The sequence below is a fragment of the Verrucomicrobiota bacterium genome (genome assembly GCA_027622555.1).
Taxonomy (GTDB): Bacteria; Verrucomicrobiota; Verrucomicrobiia; order Opitutales; family UBA2995; genus UBA2995.
On sequence record JAQBYJ010000051.1, the window covers coordinates 21,766 to 40,000 of the forward strand.

An 18,235-nucleotide genomic window follows, 5' to 3' on the forward strand; every position below is an offset into this window, starting at 1 on the left:
GACTCTCACACAATCGATCAAGCTCAGACGAACTATTTACCAGGCTTGAGGATATTTTGACAAAGCTTCGGTCAAATTGATCGCACCTTCGTATATGGCCTTGCCGGTAATAACCCCATCGAGGTTCGAATAACGGCTGCCCAATTCGGCGAGACTTGCTAGATCTTCCATGCGCGATACACCCCCACTGGCTATGATATTGGCGGAGCAATTATTTAGCATCTCCTCCTGGGCTTCCAGATTGGGACCCGTCATCATACCGTCTGTACTGATGTCGGTGTAAATGATCGTTCGTACGCCGAAGTCCGATACTTTTTTGGCTAATCCCAGGGCTGTGACGTCGGAGGTGTCCACCCAACCTTTGATAGCTACGAGGCCGTCTTTGGCGTCGATGCCTACGGCGATTTTATCTCCAAATTCCTGAACCAATTGTTCGACGAACTCAGGATCAGCACATGCCCGGGTGCCAATAACCGCCCGCGATACTCCTGCATCGAAGGCGGCACGAACCGAATCAAAATCGCGGAGACCTCCACCAAGCTGAACTTTCAGCCCCAGAGCAGCTACTTCAGCAACATGCGCGAGATTGCTCGATGTGCCCGTGAACGCACCGTCAAGATCGACCATATGCATCCATCTTGTGCCGGACTCGATCCAGACTTTTGCAGCATCCACTGGACGATCGTAATAGACGGTCTCTTGTTCAGCTTTGCCCTGAAGCAGACGAACCGCGCGTCCATTCCGGATATCGATAGCAGGATAAATAATCACTACGAAATGGCTAAGCTGATTAAATACACATGCAACAGAATTTTAATTGTAGGAGGGGGTTTATCCCCCGATTGTTATAAGGCCGAAAAGGAATAGGGGGATTAACCCCCTCCTACAATTCCTGGAACTCAGTACTTGAGCTGAAGCAATCCAACTCCACACTCCTCCCTATGCCTAATAGTGAATATCAAGTACCCGACTTTCTATATCAACTGCTCGCCAGTCGATCTCCCTCCGGCCAGGAAGCTGAAGCACAAGCGGTTTTTGACGCATTTGTTGCACCTAAAGCAGACAGTTATGAAAAGGACGTACTGGGAAATCGAATCGCAACTTTGAATCCAGGTGGTGACCCATGCGTGCTTCTGGCCGGTCATCTTGACGAGCTCGGATTCATCATCAAATACATCGACGACCGCGGGTTCTTGTTTTTCGACACCATTGGCGGGCATGATCGCATCATGATTTCCGGACGACGGGTCCGAATTAATACCAAAAATGGAATCGTGACCGGGGTAACCGGAAAACGCGCCATTCATCTGATGGATACAAGCGAACGAGAAAAAGTGCCGCAAATCTATGGCATGTGGATTGATCTGGGAGTATCCTCAAAAGAAGAAGCGGAGAAACTGGTTCGAATAGGCGATACCGCTACTTACGATCATGAGTTTGAATTAATAAACGGATCTATTGGAACCGCCCGTGCGTTTGATAACAAAACAGGAGCTTACATTGCCGGAGAAACACTCCGACGCCTGGCAGGAGATCCTAGTCTGGCCGCCAAGGTGGTAGCAGTAGGAACCGCTCAGGAAGAAATTGGAGTCCGCGGTGCCATGACCTCAACGCATGCGGTTGCACCTGACTATGGCATAGCCATCGATGTGGGGCACGCGACGGATTTTCCCGACGCTGACAACAAACGGTTTGGTTCATTCAAACTGGGAGGCGGTGTAATCATAACCCGCGGTCCCCAACTCAACCCCCTTGTAACCGAAAGCCTCATCGAAGTAGCAGAAGCTGAGAACATTCCTTACCAACTCGAAGCCGAACGAGGTATCATTTCCAACGACTCGCGTTCTATCCAAGTTGCTGGCCCAGGTGTGGCCACTGGAACTATCGGATTAGCTCTCCGTTACATGCATACACCCAGTGAAATAGTGGATCTGGAAGACGTTGAAGCTTGCGTAAAATTATTGGTGGCCTGGATCAAAACGTTGAAAGCCGGTGACCGGGGAATTGTGTAGAATAATTGGAATTCGTCAGGCAATACGCCTGATCTTCATACACAAATTAGTCGTGGGCGACAAACCCAACACCATGATTTTGTTTTAAAACCCTGGTACTCTTGACAACCGTGACCAGTACCATCCTTCGCTCCTGCATCCGGTCAACCCATATTCCAAATCAGTCAAGCTATGTATAAGGCTCTGCCGATGGGGCCGTAGCGATGGGAATCTTCCGGTGACTTTAGGCCGCGTCTTGCGGTTCGGTTTCAGAAGCTGGAGAAGCAGGTGCCTTTTCACTAGGAACCTCCTCCTTTATGGCGAATCGCTTGAGCTGTGGTGATCGGATTCCCTCGACGACACCCTTGGTGATTACGACCTCTTCAACATCGGTGTAGAGAGGGAGTTCAAACATAACTTCGAGCATGATTTTTTCCATGATCGAACGCAAAGCACGGGCACCTGTTTTCAGCTTTTTGGCTTGCTCAGCAATTGCTTTCAAAGAATCCGGACTAAAACGCAGTCCTACACCATCCAGCGCAAACAGTTTTTCATACTGCTTGGTCAAGGCATTCTTAGTTTCTATCAAAATACGTTGAAGATCTTCCGAAGAAAGTTCTTCCAACACGGTCGTTATGGGGAGACGACCAATAAACTCCGGAATCATACCAAACTTAACCAGGTCCTCCGGTTCAATATTCCTGACAACACTCTCGGCCGATTGAACCTCATCTTCGACTTTTTTAGATTGATTGTAGCCCAGGTAACGCTGCCCGACTCGTTTGTTGATGATCTCCTCAAGACCTACATACGCGCCACCGCAAATAAATAAAATGTTCTCAGTGTTTACCTGAACGTATTCTTGATTCGGGTGCTTTCGACCTCCCTGCGGTGGCACATTACAAACAGTTCCTTCCAAAATTTTAAGTAGGGCTTGCTGAACACCTTCTCCGGATACGTCCCGTGTTATCGACACATTATCCGTCTTGCGTCCAATCTTGTCGATCTCATCAACATAGATGATTCCGCACTCCGCCTTTTTCACGTCATAGTTGGCTGATTGAAGAAGCCTAAGCACAATATTCTCGACGTCTTCTCCGACATAACCGGCTTCAGTTAATGTGGTGGCATCAGCGATAGCAAAAGGAACATCAAGCAACTTGGCCAGCGTTCGAGCCAGGTAGGTCTTACCACTACCTGTCGGGCCGATCATCAGAATATTACTCTTCTCAATCTCTACATCAATCAACGATTGATCGATCTTCTGATCGTGAGACTTCGTACGATACATCAAACGTTTGTAGTGATTGTAAACCGCAACAGAGAGAACTTTCTTGGCGTGCACCTGACCAATAACATGCTGATCGAGTTCAGCACAAATCTGGGTGGGTTTAAGCAGCTTGAACGGAGCTTCTTCCTGAGGTTGCGAGGCTTTAACTTCTCGATCAATAACCGTCTTACAAACATTGACGCAGGAGTCACAAATATAAACACCACCCGGTCCCGCAATCATTTTGCGGACTTCATTCTGAGATTTTCCGCAAAACGAGCAGAAAGTCAGTTTGGTGGATTTAGCCATAAATATTTAGGAAACTTTTGCTTTTGAAGCAATTTCGCGTGCAGCAATTACATTGTCTACAATACCGTACGTTTTCGCTTCTTCAGCGGTCATATAATAATCGCGGTCTGTGTCCTTCTCAACTTGGGCTTCGGATTGTCCGGTGTGTTGTGAAATAACCTTATTCAAGGTATGCTTCCAGCGATTGATCTCACGAGCAGCGATGGTGATGTCTGATGTTTGGCCACCAGCACCACCAGAAGGTTGGTGAATCATCACCCGGCTGTTAGGAAGCGCAAATCGTTTACCAGGGGTACCGGCCGCTAAAAGAACCGTAGCCATACTCGCCGCCATTCCGACACAGTAGGTTACCACATCACAGCTGAGAAGGTTCATGGTATCATATATCGCCATACCACCAGTCACTACTCCTCCGGGGGAGTTGATATACAAATTGATATCTTTTTTGGGATCTTCCATTTCCAGGAAGAGGAGTTGGGCAATTACCAAATTGGCGATGATATCATCAATGGGTGTACCGATAAATACAATGCGGTCTTTGAGCAAGCGACTATAGATGTCCATGCTGCGCTCTCCGCGTCCTGTATTTTCAATGACATTTGGGACGTAAAAACTCACTAAATAATTCTCCTCTAAGTTAAATCGATTTTTTCCGAGACGGTAGATTGTTCCACCAAGAAATCAAGGGTCTTGTTAATCAGTATGGACTCATGCATGGAACGCAAGCGGCCCTGATCTTTTCTTAAATCTTTAGCAATTTGCTCTGGTTTTTGCTGAGTGTACATAGCTTCTTGAAAGATAATGGTTTGAAAATCCCGGTCTTCCGGTTTGATTTCCTCAAGCTCAGCTACTTTATTCAGGATCAAATTGATCTTCACACGACGCCGGGCTTGCTTGTCTGCCTCTTCCCGCATTTCAGCCAATGCCCCATCAGGATTATCCTGCGCAGCAGCGGCTTGAGCTTGCTGCCGAAGCATTCCCTGGAGGATGCGGCCTGACTCTCCATCGATGGCCGATTGCGGCAATGCGATCTCTGTTTTATCGGCGAGGAAATTCATGATTTGCTCTCGCTTGATCTGATTGGACTCAGACTGTTTGCGACTATTTAGATCGGCTTTCATTTTTTCACGAAGCTGCTCCTCGGACTCAACGCCCATAGCCTTAAAAAACGCTTCATCCATTTCAGGCAGTTTTTTCGCACGAACCTCGGAGATTGAAATCTTATAAAGAACAGATTTCCCTTGAAGCGCTTCCATATGGAAATCCGCGGGAAAATCTACAGTGATCTCTTTTTCATCTCCCTTTTTCAATCCAACGAGCTCTTTAGCTAAACCAGGAAAATCGGCCCTGTCCGTACCTGCTTCTTCCCAGGTCGAATTTTGTTTCGAAAACAGTGGTTGGTCAGTAATCGTCTCAGCAAGAGGTTTGTCGTCTAAGAAACCTTCGTAGCCCAGTTGAACATAGTCAGATGCTTCAGCCGGTTCTTCTTTTTCAACAAAGTCAGCTCGTTGAGATCGTAGGGTAAAGATGGTTTCATCAATCTCTTCCTCGGTCACCAAAACTTCGGGCACAGTGACAGCAACACCCTTGTATTTGGGAAGTTCAATGTTCGGATCAACATCCACTGTAAATTCAATAGAAGCATCCTTTCCTACTTCAATATCCCCTTCAACAAGATCGACGACATTGTAAATTTTGAAGCTTTCCTCCTTAGTGACCTGATCGTAAGCACCTGATACCAGCTTCTTCTTTAATTCATCGGCAACATCCTTTTTGTATTTCTGAAGGATCATCGCTGCAGGAGCTTTGCCAGGTCGAAAACCGGGAATACGAACCTGTTGGGAAAACTGATTAATCAGCTTCTTTTGTTCATTTGCGATCTCGGCGGCTTCAATCACTACGGTGACTTTTTTCCGGGATTCACTGACTTCTTCTACTTGAATACTCACAATAAATATCTGCGGTTGGCGATGGATAAAAAAGCGCTTTATGATTATTTCCTAAATGTCCGGGTCAATGCCTAAATAGACCTTACACGCATAATGAAAATAGCCTAAGCTTTGGCGTTGATTCCTTTTATTTGGGGCCATTTGCTCAAATCGATTCCCGAAGTGACTGAACAAAACAAGATAGTTTATCCACTCCTGGTGACTGACTGCAGTTGCCCGGGTGCCCGAGTAGGTATATTGGCAGAAACAGGCTGGCTGGCCTATCGAAACAAATCTGGCGAAACCGGAGCTACCCTGTTTCAGGCCGTTAAGGAGGTTCTTAATGAAAGCGGACTTTCGTTAAGTCAACTTGCAGGCTTAGCATATTGTGAAGGCCCGGGCTCGACACTGGGAATCCGAATTAACGCCATGGCACTGCGGACATGGATCAGCCTGGAGAAGCAACCGCCCTCGTTATTCTCCTTCAAAAGCCTTGAAGCTGCGGTTTGTTTGATTCGCGAGACTGAATCAAACGAAGAAGCGGTTGCCGTTTTCTCAGACTTCCGAAAAGAGTCCTGGAATGTTTGTTTTTCGGATCAAGTTGGACAGTTTTCTCCAATCGAAATCATTGACCTGGCCGACGTAGCATCCCTGCAACAGGATCAGTATTTTGTTCAACAGCGGATCCACTCTCCTGGACAACCGCCCCATTCAAGATTGATAAACTACGATCTCGAACCACTGGCAACATCAGCTCAATTTATTCAACTTCTGGAACCGAGGGAACAACCGACCGTGTTCCAAACTTCCACAACCACTTTCAAAAAATGGGTCCCGGAAAGACACCGCTAATAATATGACATCCTTCCCTCAATATCCTGCCCGCTGCTGGGCAGAGATTGATCTCGCGGCTCTGGAGCGAAATCTGTATAAGATTCGGGCCGCACTCCCAAACCACATTCGCTACCTCGCTGTTGTAAAAGCAGATGCCTATGGACACGGACTCGCTCAAACAGCCACCCGGCTCATGCAGTGTGGGGCCGACATGTTTGCGGTGGCCAACGTTGCCGAAGCAACACGCCTGCGAGAAATTGGATCGGGTTGGCCCATTTTGATCCTTTCATCGGTGCTACCACAAGAGGATGAATTTCTTTTTACCCATAATCTGATACCAACCTTGTCTACGCTTAGGGAAGTTGAACGCTGGAACCAAAAGGCTGAAGAACGTGATACCACCCTGAAAGTTCATTTAAAAATAGACACAGGTATGGGTCGTCTTGGCGTCTGGTATGAAGACGCTCAAGCATTATTCGACGCCTTAAAACAAGCGAAGCACCTAAAGATTGATGGCGTGTTTACTCACTTTAGTTGCGCACCGACCAACCTGGAATTTACCGAACTACAACGAAGCCGTTTTCTAAGTACGCTGAAGATTTTGGAGAAGCAATTCGATCTGTCCGGTTGTTTGATCCACGCAGACAATAGCGCAAGCCTGGCGAGTTTTAATAGAACCAGTCCGTTCAACGCGGTCCGGGTGGGTCTTCTTCAGTTTGGAGCGGCCCCCTATCCGGATACCTTATTCGCTAAAGTAACTACTGAGCCGGTATTGAGTTTCCATGCGCGGGTGGCTCTGGTGAAAAAGTTGCCCGAGGGAAGCACCATCAGTTATAATCGATTAACGATCTTATCTCGACCAACGACCTTAGCCGTTTTGACCGCAGGATACGCGGACGGAATTCCGATGCCATTTACCACACGCGCGGAAGTTCTGGTCTCAGGAAAACGATGCAAAGTCCTTGGCCGGGTAACCATGGACCAGTTGATCATTGATGTTACGGATCTCCCGGAAGCCCCCCTTGAAGGGGATACTGCCACTTTTATTGGATCACAGGAGAAGGAACATATTTCGATTTATGAGTTCAGCAATTGGGGAAATTCAATTCCATGGGAGTGTTTTTCCTCCATTTCCCAACGAGTAACAAGGATTTACAAAACCTTTCGGGAATGATTAAGTTGACTCACTTTGAAACCTTCCGACGATTAAAGCCGTTATAGAAACACCCAATTATGAATACCCTAAAAATTGATAACATTACCCCCAAGGACGCCTGGAAGCCATTAAAGTCAAGCGCTTGGAACGAGCGCAATGCCAAGCACCTCCTGATTCGGATCGGATTTTCCGCCAGGCCAACTGAAATTGAGAAGAGCTTGGAAGCAGGCTTAGAGGCGACCATTAAGAAATCGTTCGCGAATGCCTCAATTGTACCTGCGCCAAACGATTTAAAAGAAGTCATTGAAAGTTATAAGGATATGCGGAAACGCCAGGAAGGATTGAGCGAACCGGAACGACGGAAATTGAGGCAGGCCCAACAAAAGAAGAACCGCGAATTGATCGTTGACCTAAACGTCAATTGGCTGGACCACGCGACTGACCCCAAGAACTCAGCATTCGAAAAATGGGGTTTATTCTGGGAAAATGTATTCGTGGTTACTGCGCAAAAGGTAAAAAACCCCGCTTTACTCTATCAATATCAGCTGATGCTTCGCAGCAACTCGTTCAAGGATTTTGGAACGATGGCCAAAGCGGTTACTAAAAACCCTGCCATGATCACTTTTCTGGATCTTCAACAAAACAAGAAAGGCAAGGCGAACGAAAATTTTGCGCGGGAGCTCTTTGAACTGTTTATGCTCGGTGAAGGAAATTACACCGAAGATGATATCAAGGAAGCCGCCAAAGCATTTACCGGATACCGGCAGATCGACGGCCAATTCCGCTTTCTACAAAACCAGCACGAATCAGGAAAGAAAACAGTCTTCGGAAAAACAGGCAACTGGAGGGGAGACGACATTGTTGATCTCGCTCTCGAGCAAGAGGCAGCCCGACTTTTCATTCCCAGAGAACTGTGCAAACATTATTTAAGTGACGAAATCATTCCAGATGAATTCCTCAAACCGTTGGGAGACGGTTGGGCGGCAAACGATTTCGATCTGTCATGGCTGGCATCAACATTCTTTTCATCTCAAATATTCTACCAATCCCAATTTCAAGGTAACAAAATAAAAAGCCCCTTCGAATTTTTTATCGGACTCCTCCAAGACCTCGAACTTGACTTGGCACCGCTACCAAGATCCTTGCTACCGGCAATGCGAAGCATGGGCCAGAGCTACCTCAATCCACCCAACGTTCGCGGATGGGTCGGAGGTAAACACTGGATTAATAGTGCCACCTTAATTCAGAGACGACAAATCGTTGAAGGTTTATTCAGTACTCCAACTACTAGAAGATTAAATGGCGATGAGGAGCGCGCACTCGAAACGGCTAAAGCAAGTGGCAAAAATCAATTCTTTGTAAGCAAAGAAAAAGGAGATGAATGGGCCAGTTTACCACCTAAAGAAAGACTCACTCATTTTGCGAATGCCTGGCTCGTAAATCCCTTGGAGCCAAAAGTTGAGAAATCAATGCTTCAGTTCCTAATCAAAAATAAAAATAATCCGCTCCCAGCTACACGTTCTGTGGCTATCACCTTGCTTCAATCCCCCGAATATCAACTCGCTTGATCGAACACTGTCATGAAAAACGAAATTCTAAATTTCCCAGCAACCCGTAGAGAATTCATAAGCACCTCCGCCAAAGGAGCAGGCTTATTGGCCTTCAGTCAATTTGTCCCGGGCTTCCTCAGCGATTCCTTGGCAGCCGGTGCTGCAACGCCCGAAGCAGATCGAAAAATATTGGTTCTGGTCCAACTCGCTGGAGGTAATGATGGACTCAACACCCTGATTCCCTACGAAGACTCCAACTATTACCGACTCCGCCCCACCTTGGGGATCAAGAAGAGTGAAGCTATTTCGCTGACAGATCAACTGGGTCTCCACCCCAGTTGCGAGGAATTAAGTCAGCTGTATAAAGAAGGTAAACTTTCCATCGTTCAAAACGTCGGCTACCCAAATCCGAACAGGAGCCATTTCCGTTCAACCGAGATCTGGGAAGGTGCCACCGATGCGAATGATTTTGGGGACTCCGGCTGGCTGGGTCGCTATCTTGATAACAGTTGCAGCGGTGCACCCTCGTTGGGTGATCCAGAAGCAATCACGTTTGGAAACGAATTGCCACTTTCTGTTCAGGGGGAAGTCCCGCACAATCTCTTCAGCATTAACAAAGGTCCCGGTAGAGTAAATCGTGGCGACTCCGGTTTGCTGGATAAGATGGTTGGTCCTTCATCCGCTCCAGACAATTCGAGTTTTCTGAAGCAAACCATGATGGATACCCTTATCACAGAGAAACGTATCCAAAAGCTATTCACACAATTCTCTTCGAGCGCAAAATACCCTGGAAATCGTTTGGCTGCCTCACTTAAAAACGTGGCTTCCCTGATAAGCTCAGGATTACCAACGCGCTTATATTTTGTGACTTTAGGAGGATTCGATACCCACCAAGGGCAAGCCGGCGCTCACCAACGATTACTACAAGAACTGTCTTCAAGTCTGGCAGCTTTTCAAAATGATCTAACGGAACGGGGTTTGTCTGATCAGGTACTGACAATGACATTTTCTGAATTTGGTCGCCGCCCAAGTGAAAACCAAAGTGGTGGAACTGATCACGGCACAGCCGCACCTCTCTTTATTATGGGAAGCCAATTGAAGAACCAGATGGTCGGAAAAGCACCGGACCTAAATCTGACCAACAATAAGGACCTCAAGTTTTCTACGGACTTTCGACGGGTCTACTCCACTGTCCTCGACAAATGGTTGGAGTGTGACAGTGAACCAGTCCTGGGCCGGAAGTTTGAACACCTGCCCTTTATTTAGGCGCAGTTCGACCTACCGGTTTAATCGGAATCCTTAAGCATTTTTATTAAAAAAGTCGCTGAATTAGGTAGGGTGGTTTCGCCGTAAACCGCCGAATCGAAAACGGCTCGTTCGGCGATCAAACCCTACCAATTTCAGGAAGTTTGCGACTTCCAATGATTAAGATACCTAATATACCAGAACTCCTATCAGGCAGATAAGGAGCACAAGGGTCAGAATGCTCAAAGCGCGCTTCTCTTGTCTGGTTAACTTGAAGGGCATAGATCTACCAATGAGACACTGAACAAGTTTCTCAAGAAATTACTTCCGCCGAGTATAGCCTCTTTTGAAAAACCTATAAGGCTTAGCTGCCCATTCTCCCGCATATCCCACTCCAATTCGGGAACTCGTTTCATACTCGTAATAACGGGATCGCTCGCTGTTAAACTCAAACCAAAGTCCGTTTTCCGGCTTGGCAGACTGCCTGTTAAATCGCTTATCAATTCCGAGCATCCGGGTAAGAATACCAGGGCCTTTCCAATCCCCCACCCCGCGAATAAGGACGGCGGAAGGATAATCTACGGGACCGGTTACTATATTAAGAAGCCAGTGAACCCCATAACAAAGGTACACATACCAGGTTCCTGCTGGTCCATAAAGCACTTCAGTCCGGGCCGTACGTCCCTTTGAGGCATGGCAGGCTAAATCCATCGGACCATCATAGGCTTCGACTTCAGTGATTTCTACACGCACCACTTTTTCCGCGAGCCTAATCACCAAATAATGTCCCAATAGTTCAGGGCATATTTCGAGCACCGGACGGTTAAAAAATACATTTGGAATAACTTTCGATTCGTCCATGGGCGTAAATCTGAAGAATAAAACCGGAACGCGCCTAAAACCGTTTATCCTTTGAATCGATTACCAGGGTAACCGGACCATAATTGGTCAACTCAACTTCCATCATCGCGCCAAACTGTCCGGTAACTACCGGTTTTCCCAGTTTATCTTCCATCCGTGAGATAAAGGATTCATAGAGTGGAATAGCCTGCTCCGGATCAGCAGAACGATTAAACGAGGGACGATTCCCTTTCCTTACATTACCGAAAAGCGTGAATTGGCTGACAACCGCCATACCTCCTAGCGCCTGAAGAATGTCTAAATTTATCTTACCATCCTCATCTTCAAAGACACGAAGCTGAGGGATTTTGTTAGTCATCCAAATGAGATCTTCCTCGGTGTCTTCGCGATCAATGCCAAGCAGGACGACCAAACCTGTTTCGATAGAACCTGCCAAGCTTCCTTCTACTCGAACGCTAGCCCGGGAAACACGCTGAATGACCACACGCATTTTATTCTACCAACAGTTCCTCCAGTTCATCAGACAAATCTTTTTCAACCTTTATCCGGTTTCTCACTATAAAATTCGCCATTTTACGACTGCGCATTTTCTTCAGTTTAGCTCGTTCGTTTTCAGCGACAATAAATCCAACACAATTCCCAGCTCCACACCGACACGGGTGATCGGCAAAATACTCAAGCAGGTAACCGTAATCGATTAGTATTTCTTCCCCTGTTTTGACGGGCTTGCAGGTCTCATAAAAAATGCGACCATCCGTCTCGTAAGCTTCACAATTCTGGTCACAACTGTGGTTCGCGAATTTTGCAATGTTTTTGGCCACATTTCCGTCAATGTCCCATTTATCATTGAGATTAAAAATATAGACCGATCCGAGCGTATTGTCATGAGAAGCTTTTTCCATTTGCGCTGTCCCACGACGATAGGATTCATTTTTTGATATCCGTTCACCGAGGTATTCCATGATACGTTTACCATTGGGAATGTCGCGCTTTGCAAAGACTCCTTGTCCGTGAATACCGGAACGCTCCACATACACCCATTTGTTTCCAGAATCACTTTGCATAACCACCCACCTCTTATAGAATAAATCGAGAAGGCAAAACTCTGGTAGGAGTCGGTGGCTAAGCAATCTTATTAATCTGTAGGAATCAACCAACTGTTACTCTGCTTTCAGGTCACGAAGCATAAGCGTTTTTAAAGCCCGTTCAGGCTCCAGACCTTCATACAAAACCGCATAAACCTGATTTAGAATGGGAGCTTCAATTCCCTTTTGTTCACACAGGCTGTGAAACACCTTAGTCGCGGTCACCCCCTCGACGACCGTCTTACGGTCCGACATCAACGCTTCGAGTGTTTTGCCTGCCCCTAGTTCTTGGCCAAGCGTTCGGTTCCGACTCCAGGAACCATTACAGGTCGCAACCAGGTCACCAAAACCGCTTAAACCAAAGAATGTCTTGGCATCGGCTCCCAATGCAACCCCCAGGCGTATCATCTCGTTTAACGAGCGAGTCATCAGCGCAGCTTTGGCGTTATCCCCGAATTGCAGTCCATCCACACAACCAGCCGCGATTGCATAAATGTTTTTGAGGCAACCACCTAATTCAACACCTTTCATATCTTCGGAAGTATATACGCGTAACGTTCCCCCACTCATGGCAGCCTGAACCATTTCAATAATGGAATTAACACCGTTGGAGCCCAGCGTGACAGCAGTTGGTTTTCCGGCCGCAACTTCCGCAGCATTGGTTGGACCCGATAACACAGCATGCTCTATTTCCGGCAACGCATCCCCTACCACTTGACCAGGCCGTAAGAATGTCTCCTCCTCGAGTCCCTTGCACAAGGTAACTATTAATTTGAGCGCTTGCGCGGAGCCGAGGTGTTGAGCGATCGATTCACAAAGGGGTCGGAGCCCCTTACTCGGGCAAGCCAGAATGGCTACATCCGCTTCCATAAGAACTGGCTTCACTTCAAACCCGACCTGCAAATTCAACGGAAGGTGAAACCCTGGTAGATAATCTGTATTCTCGCGAGAGGATGCCAGGGCCAAAGCCATTTCAATCCGACGCGGAACGAGAGTGACCGAGTGGCCTTGACGAATAAGGTGAAGCGCCATGGCCGTTCCCCAGGCTCCGGCCCCCAAAACACAAAAATTCATAGGTGAGTGAGACTTGTTAGAGAGCAGTTTAAAGGAGATTTTTTGCACAAGGAAAGGACCGATTACTGTTTCACCAAAATTGTGCCATGGAGAGTAACCTCACCTAGGCCATAGGGGATTCCTTCAAAATGACCTTGTTCGAACTTTAAGGCTTTGCGGATGCTTAAAACTCACCCTATAAATGCCCTACTTACCAAGCGAGATAAGAAACCTAGTTTGAAGCCGATCCTGCATATCTTTTTAAAGCCATTTTACCTACGACAGAAACGACGCAGGCAGCTATGCTCTTCGAAATTCACAGCGAGAAGTAAGTTGGTAAATATTCCTTCAAAATGGCTTTGTAGTCATTTTATAATTTTGCCGACGATGAAGCTCATCCTAATAAACTTTGCTTATCAAGCAAGATAGATAACTGAAATTGAAGAAGATCCTGCATATCGTATTAAAGCCATTTTACCTACGCCAGAAACGGCCTAAGCAGGTACGTTTTTCGCAACTCAATGTCCGGACCAAGCTGATAAATCCGCAGTTTGTAACTTTTCTGAAAACAACCAGATTCAAAAGGCTCAATCTGGATAAGCATGAACGCCGCTTGAGACGAAAGACCGTTTGGGGCCGCATGGCTCTGCTGATAGCCACCCTACTCTTTGGCTGGCTAATCATCGAAAGTGCGCAGGCGATCTCTCTGTTCTAGTCTGTAGCTAGCACTAAAGTCCGTTGGCAGCTTTACATCCGAGTATTACCCTCCCAGCATAGTCGGGGTTTCCAAGAACAACACTGCCCAAACTTACCATGGATCCTTCCAATGATTCGTCTATTGAACGGCCTATTAAGGCTTATGATAACCCGGAGTTCCTCCACAGCATTCAAGCCAGAACCATTCGGGTTCAATGCGAATTGCTTGAACCGATGTACCGATTTCGAAAATACGATGTCAAAAACACATTGGTCTTTTTCGGGTCGGCGCGAACCAAGGATCCTCAATCAGCTCAGAAGGAATTAGCGCAACTGGAAGCCGAGCTAGGTGACCAAAAATCGCTTTCTCCAGATGAATCGACTCAACTACAGTGCGCGAAAATGGCGGTTAAACAATCGGTTTACTACGCGGACTGCCGTGAGCTAGCCCGAAGAATGGCCGATTGGGCAGAGAGCTTGGCCGTCGGGAAAAGTCTCCATATCTGCTCTGGAGGAGGACCGGGCATAATGGAAGCCGCCAACCGGGGCGCTTTCGACGCAGGAGCCAAATCGGTGGGCATGAATATCTCCCTTCCTTTCGAACAGCACGCGAACCCGTATATACCTAAAGAGCTGAATCTGCAGTTCCATTACTTTTTCGTGAGAAAATATTGGTTCCTTTATCTAGCAAAGGGGTTGGTAGTGTTTCCAGGCGGCTTCGGTACTATGGACGAATTATTTGAATTCTTGACTTTGATCCAAACCGGAAAGGCCAAGAAAGTAATACCCATTGTCCTCTATGGAAAAGATTACTGGACCCGCCTTTTCAATTTCGAAGCGCTCGTCGAATGGGGGTATATTTCTAAAGATGATTTGGAGCTATTCGTGATTCTTGATTCGGTCGAGGCGGCGGAAAACCATCTGAAAACCCGCATTGATCAGGACAAGCTGAATCTGGAGTTTTGATTTTTTTGTCCCTTGGAGTTGATTAGTTCCATTACTTAAATTTAGTTTCACTCTATGGAAGTAACTCAGGCCGATACAAAGACCCGCACTGTCCTCATAATTGAGGATAGCGATGCAGATCGGCTAAAGTATCGGGAATTCATAGGCCAGCCAACAGCGTTTAATAAACGTTTCCTGGAGGAGGAATCGGGAAATGCCGGATTAAAACGGTACGCCGAAGAATCCATAGATTGCATCCTTCTGGACTTGCACCTCCCAGATATGAATGGGGTTGAGTTCCTCGGACTGTTCAAAAAACAGTATGGGGATAATACCTGCCCTATTATCATGCTAACTCGCCAAGGCAGTGAGGCGGATGCGGTGATGGCTCTGAAATCCGGCGCCCATGATTATTTATCGAAAAACGGACTCACGCCAGAGGCTCTGAATCGCTCCGTTGAAAATGCGATTGAAAAAGTCAATCTGCATAAACGCCTTAAACAAAACAATTCGGATTTGGAAAACAAGAATCTCCAACTCCAATTAATGAAGGATCAGCTTGAAAAGCTGGTGGAAGATAGGACCAAAAACCTGATCGAATCCAATGAACGGCTGCTGGTAGAAATCGAAGAACGCCGAAAGGCCGAATCGCAAGTTCGTGAAAGCGCACGGTTTAATCGAATGATCATGGATGCTGCACCCGCATTCATAGCTTATATCGATGAAAACGACTGTTATCGGTTTGCCAATGAACACTACCAGAAGATTTTTCAATGCAGCGAAGAAGATCTTCTTGGAATATCCATGCAAAACCACCTTGGAAATGCATTCGAAAATTATCGAAAAGCAGTTTTGAGCGGCGATCCTCAAGATTTCGAGCATCACCGTACCTATGAGCAGGGTTTATCAGAGTGGTTTCACATTCTGTTAACTCCTCACACCGGAGCGTTCGGCGAAATGCTGGGATACTTTATTGTTGGAATGGACATCACCCGGCAAAAAGAAAATGAAGATTTCATCCAACGGTCACTAGATGAAAAACAGATTCTCCTGCGTGAAGTTCACCACAGAGTAAAAAACAACCTCCAGGTAATTCAGAGCCTCTTGCGCATGCAGGGCCGGGAGTCTCAAAGTGCGGCCCTCGAACCCTTACTTCGAGAAAGTCAAAATCGCATTCGATCCATCGCCCTCATCCATGAGCAGCTTTATAAACAGGAAGACGTTTCGGAAATCGATTTTGCCGATTACCTTAAGCTATTACTTCAACAAGTGTTTCGAACCTTCGAATTCGGATCAAAACGCATTTCCAGCCAGGTCGATTTCAAAAACATCTATTTAAGCCTGACCAAAGCGATTCCCTGTGCCCTGATTATTAATGAATTGGTCACTAACTCCATCAAATATGCCTTCCAGGACATGGATAGCGGTACTATTCGAATTCATGCCGCAACGGTCGGGGACAATCTCGTTCTCACCATTGAGGATAATGGTTGCGGATTTTGCGAAGAACTAAACATAGACGAGGTTGAAACTTTGGGACTAAAAATCGTCCGAACACTCACCCGTCAGTTAGGTGGTCAATTGGAAATCAGCTGCGAACAGGGTGCTCAATTTCAACTCACCTTTGAACATTGATTTAGATTGAAACAATATTTCAAAAAACTTAGTTTACATATAAGAAACTCAGATCTCTCTTCTCACGATATCTCCAATCCTTTAAATAATGAAAGAAGCTAAAATCCTGATTGTTGAAGACGAAGGCATTACCGCCGAAGATATTAAAGATTACCTGAAAAGTCTCGGCCACGATGTAATTGGAATTTGTAGCACGGGTGAGGATGCGATCGAAAAGGCGCGAGAACTTGACCCGGACCTTGTCCTCATGGACATCATGTTGGCCGGAGTTGTAGATGGTATTCAAGCGGCTGAAATCATACGCGAACAAGATGGCATCCCGGTGGTTTACCTGACTGCCTATTCGGATCCACAAACACTGCAACGTGCCAAAATCACGGAACCTTATGGTTATATTCTCAAACCATTTGACCAACGAGATTTACAGATCGCGGTAGAAATTGCTCTGCACAAGCACATCATGCATCGTAAGATTGTGGAAAGCCAGCGTTGGCTTTCTACAACGGTAACTTGCATGCACGAAGCATTGATAACCGTCGATTCTTCTTACCGTGTCATTACCATGAACCAGGCGGCAGAACGATTAACAGGCTGGAAAGAAAAAGAGGCACATGGCCGCATTTACACACAGATATATGCTTCCTGCGACGCACATACCGGCGAAGATTTACCCACCCCAGTTCATTTGGCGCTTCAAAGTGGAGAATCGGTCACCAGGCAAGGCAAAGCACTTTTGATCGCCCGAGATGGAAACGTTCATCCCGTAGATGAAACAGCCTCGCTTATCGTAGATGAAATCACCGGAGTCCAGGGAGCTGTAATGGTCTTTAAGGATGCAACCAAGCGACTTGAATCAGAATCTGAATATCGGGATGAAATGGTCCCGGCCGTTCTGGATTCAATTTCAGCGATGCTTGTAGTAACTGACGGTGAAGGAAAAATCATCCGCATAAACGAAAAAACGCGTTCCATTCTTGGGAAGGAAAACCAGGAAGTCTTAAACAAATATTTTTGGGACCTATGCGGCAACGAAGAAGACATTGAGTCCACTGCCAATGCATTTAAAACCCTTAACGGGGTTACCAATGAAATGAATTTTGATTGCTGCTGGCAGACCGAAACAGAAGGAAATAAAAATATCCGCTGGTGCAGTTCGGCTATCCGAGAGGAATCCAGTGAAATTGATTACATTCTTTGCACAGGAATCGGCCTTTAATTTTTGTCTAAAGGCAAAGAACTGACATAATCAACGCTAGCCTAATTGAGCCGCCAGTGCGGCTCCTATTATAAAATTAATTGGGCTAGCGGGATGTATTGGAAATAACGCGAATAATTCTCGGAGTGCGACAACTGTCCGGAATGGAAATTTTCCTGAAACATGAAACGTCCAGAAATTGAAGGTAGGAGCGGCTTTAGCTGCGAACCTCATGGTAATACGATTCGCAGCTAAAGCAGCTCCTACCTAATTCAGAATAGTTGCGACAACTTATCGTTAAACTGCTCTAAGTCTTATACCGATAGAAACTCAATAACTTGATATTCAATCAAAACCCTGTGGCAGAGACCACAGGGTTTGAAAGGCTTAAAACATCCCACCAGATATTCGCTTTCTACTTATCATTTTCATTTTCTCCAAAAGACTGAGCGGACATCGTTGATGGTATGCTCGGCAGCAAG

General features: G+C 46.4%; 17 protein-coding genes. 9 read left to right on the forward strand and 8 right to left on the reverse strand.

Annotated elements, in window-relative coordinates:
* Positions 1–36: 36 nt before the first annotated feature.
* Positions 37–771: a 1-(5-phosphoribosyl)-5-[(5-phosphoribosylamino)methylideneamino]imidazole-4-carboxamide isomerase gene (hisA, locus tag O3C43_14065; protein MDA1067617.1), complete on the reverse strand. Its 735-nt coding sequence runs from the start codon at positions 769–771 to the stop codon at positions 37–39.
* Between the two features lie 170 nt (positions 772–941).
* Between hisA and O3C43_14070 the strand changes: the two genes are divergently transcribed.
* The gene (locus O3C43_14070) at positions 942–2,012 is read left to right on the forward strand and encodes a M20/M25/M40 family metallo-hydrolase (protein MDA1067618.1); all 1,071 of its coding nucleotides are present in this window, start codon (positions 942–944) and stop codon (positions 2,010–2,012) included.
* 223 nt (positions 2,013–2,235) lie between these two features.
* On the opposite strand, the gene clpX is transcribed toward O3C43_14070, so the two are convergent.
* From clpX to tig, 3 genes are read right to left on the reverse strand one after another with little or no spacing between them, the layout of a single operon-like run.
* Positions 2,236–3,570, reverse strand: coding sequence for an ATP-dependent Clp protease ATP-binding subunit ClpX (gene clpX, locus O3C43_14075; GenBank protein MDA1067619.1), 1,335 nt, complete (start codon positions 3,568–3,570; stop codon positions 2,236–2,238).
* Positions 3,571–3,576: 6 nt separating this feature from the next.
* Positions 3,577–4,188, reverse strand: coding sequence for an ATP-dependent Clp protease proteolytic subunit (locus O3C43_14080; protein MDA1067620.1), 612 nt, complete (start codon positions 4,186–4,188; stop codon positions 3,577–3,579).
* Between the two features lie 14 nt (positions 4,189–4,202).
* Positions 4,203–5,519, reverse strand: a complete 1,317-nt coding sequence (tig, locus tag O3C43_14085; GenBank protein ID MDA1067621.1) for a trigger factor — start codon at positions 5,517–5,519, stop codon at positions 4,203–4,205.
* Between the two features lie 162 nt (positions 5,520–5,681).
* Here tig and O3C43_14090 point away from each other — a divergent pair, with 162 nt between their 5' ends.
* From O3C43_14090 to O3C43_14105, 4 genes are read left to right on the forward strand one after another with little or no spacing between them, the layout of a single operon-like run.
* On the forward strand, positions 5,682–6,350 hold the full coding sequence (locus tag O3C43_14090; protein ID MDA1067622.1) for a hypothetical protein: 669 nt from the start codon (positions 5,682–5,684) through the stop codon (positions 6,348–6,350).
* Between the two features lie 4 nt (positions 6,351–6,354).
* Positions 6,355–7,506, forward strand: coding sequence for an alanine racemase (alr, locus tag O3C43_14095; protein ID MDA1067623.1), 1,152 nt, complete (start codon positions 6,355–6,357; stop codon positions 7,504–7,506).
* A gap of 59 nt (positions 7,507–7,565) precedes the next feature.
* The gene (locus O3C43_14100; GenBank protein ID MDA1067624.1) at positions 7,566–9,056 is read left to right on the forward strand and encodes a DUF1800 domain-containing protein; all 1,491 of its coding nucleotides are present in this window, start codon (positions 7,566–7,568) and stop codon (positions 9,054–9,056) included.
* A 12-nt stretch (positions 9,057–9,068) separates the two neighbouring features.
* Entirely contained in the window at positions 9,069–10,304 is a 1,236-nt protein-coding gene (locus tag O3C43_14105) for a DUF1501 domain-containing protein (protein MDA1067625.1), read from the forward strand.
* A gap of 300 nt (positions 10,305–10,604) precedes the next feature.
* Here O3C43_14105 and O3C43_14110 read toward each other — a convergent pair whose 3' ends face one another.
* From O3C43_14110 to O3C43_14125, 4 genes are all read right to left on the reverse strand, one after another.
* Positions 10,605–11,144: a DNA-3-methyladenine glycosylase gene (locus O3C43_14110; GenBank protein MDA1067626.1), complete on the reverse strand. Its 540-nt coding sequence runs from the start codon at positions 11,142–11,144 to the stop codon at positions 10,605–10,607.
* Between the two features lie 34 nt (positions 11,145–11,178).
* Positions 11,179–11,634: a D-aminoacyl-tRNA deacylase gene (gene dtd, locus O3C43_14115; protein ID MDA1067627.1), complete on the reverse strand. Its 456-nt coding sequence runs from the start codon at positions 11,632–11,634 to the stop codon at positions 11,179–11,181.
* 1 nt (position 11,635) lies between these two features.
* Positions 11,636–12,208, reverse strand: coding sequence for an SET domain-containing protein-lysine N-methyltransferase (locus O3C43_14120; GenBank protein MDA1067628.1), 573 nt, complete (start codon positions 12,206–12,208; stop codon positions 11,636–11,638).
* 96 nt (positions 12,209–12,304) lie between these two features.
* The gene (locus tag O3C43_14125; protein ID MDA1067629.1) at positions 12,305–13,303 is read right to left on the reverse strand and encodes an NAD(P)-dependent glycerol-3-phosphate dehydrogenase; all 999 of its coding nucleotides are present in this window, start codon (positions 13,301–13,303) and stop codon (positions 12,305–12,307) included.
* A 418-nt stretch (positions 13,304–13,721) separates the two neighbouring features.
* Here O3C43_14125 and O3C43_14130 point away from each other — a divergent pair, with 418 nt between their 5' ends.
* The 4 genes from O3C43_14130 (at position 13,722) to O3C43_14145 (ending at position 17,774) form a co-directional block, all read left to right on the forward strand.
* Positions 13,722–13,997, forward strand: coding sequence for a hypothetical protein (locus O3C43_14130; protein ID MDA1067630.1), 276 nt, complete (start codon positions 13,722–13,724; stop codon positions 13,995–13,997).
* 98 nt (positions 13,998–14,095) lie between these two features.
* Positions 14,096–14,944 (forward strand): TIGR00730 family Rossman fold protein, encoded by an 849-nt coding sequence (locus tag O3C43_14135; GenBank protein ID MDA1067631.1) that lies wholly within the window; start codon positions 14,096–14,098, stop codon positions 14,942–14,944.
* 54 nt (positions 14,945–14,998) lie between these two features.
* The gene (locus O3C43_14140) at positions 14,999–16,558 is read left to right on the forward strand and encodes a response regulator (protein ID MDA1067632.1); all 1,560 of its coding nucleotides are present in this window, start codon (positions 14,999–15,001) and stop codon (positions 16,556–16,558) included.
* 88 nt (positions 16,559–16,646) lie between these two features.
* Positions 16,647–17,774 (forward strand): response regulator, encoded by a 1,128-nt coding sequence (locus O3C43_14145; GenBank protein ID MDA1067633.1) that lies wholly within the window; start codon positions 16,647–16,649, stop codon positions 17,772–17,774.
* Positions 17,775–18,235 lie beyond the last annotated feature (461 nt).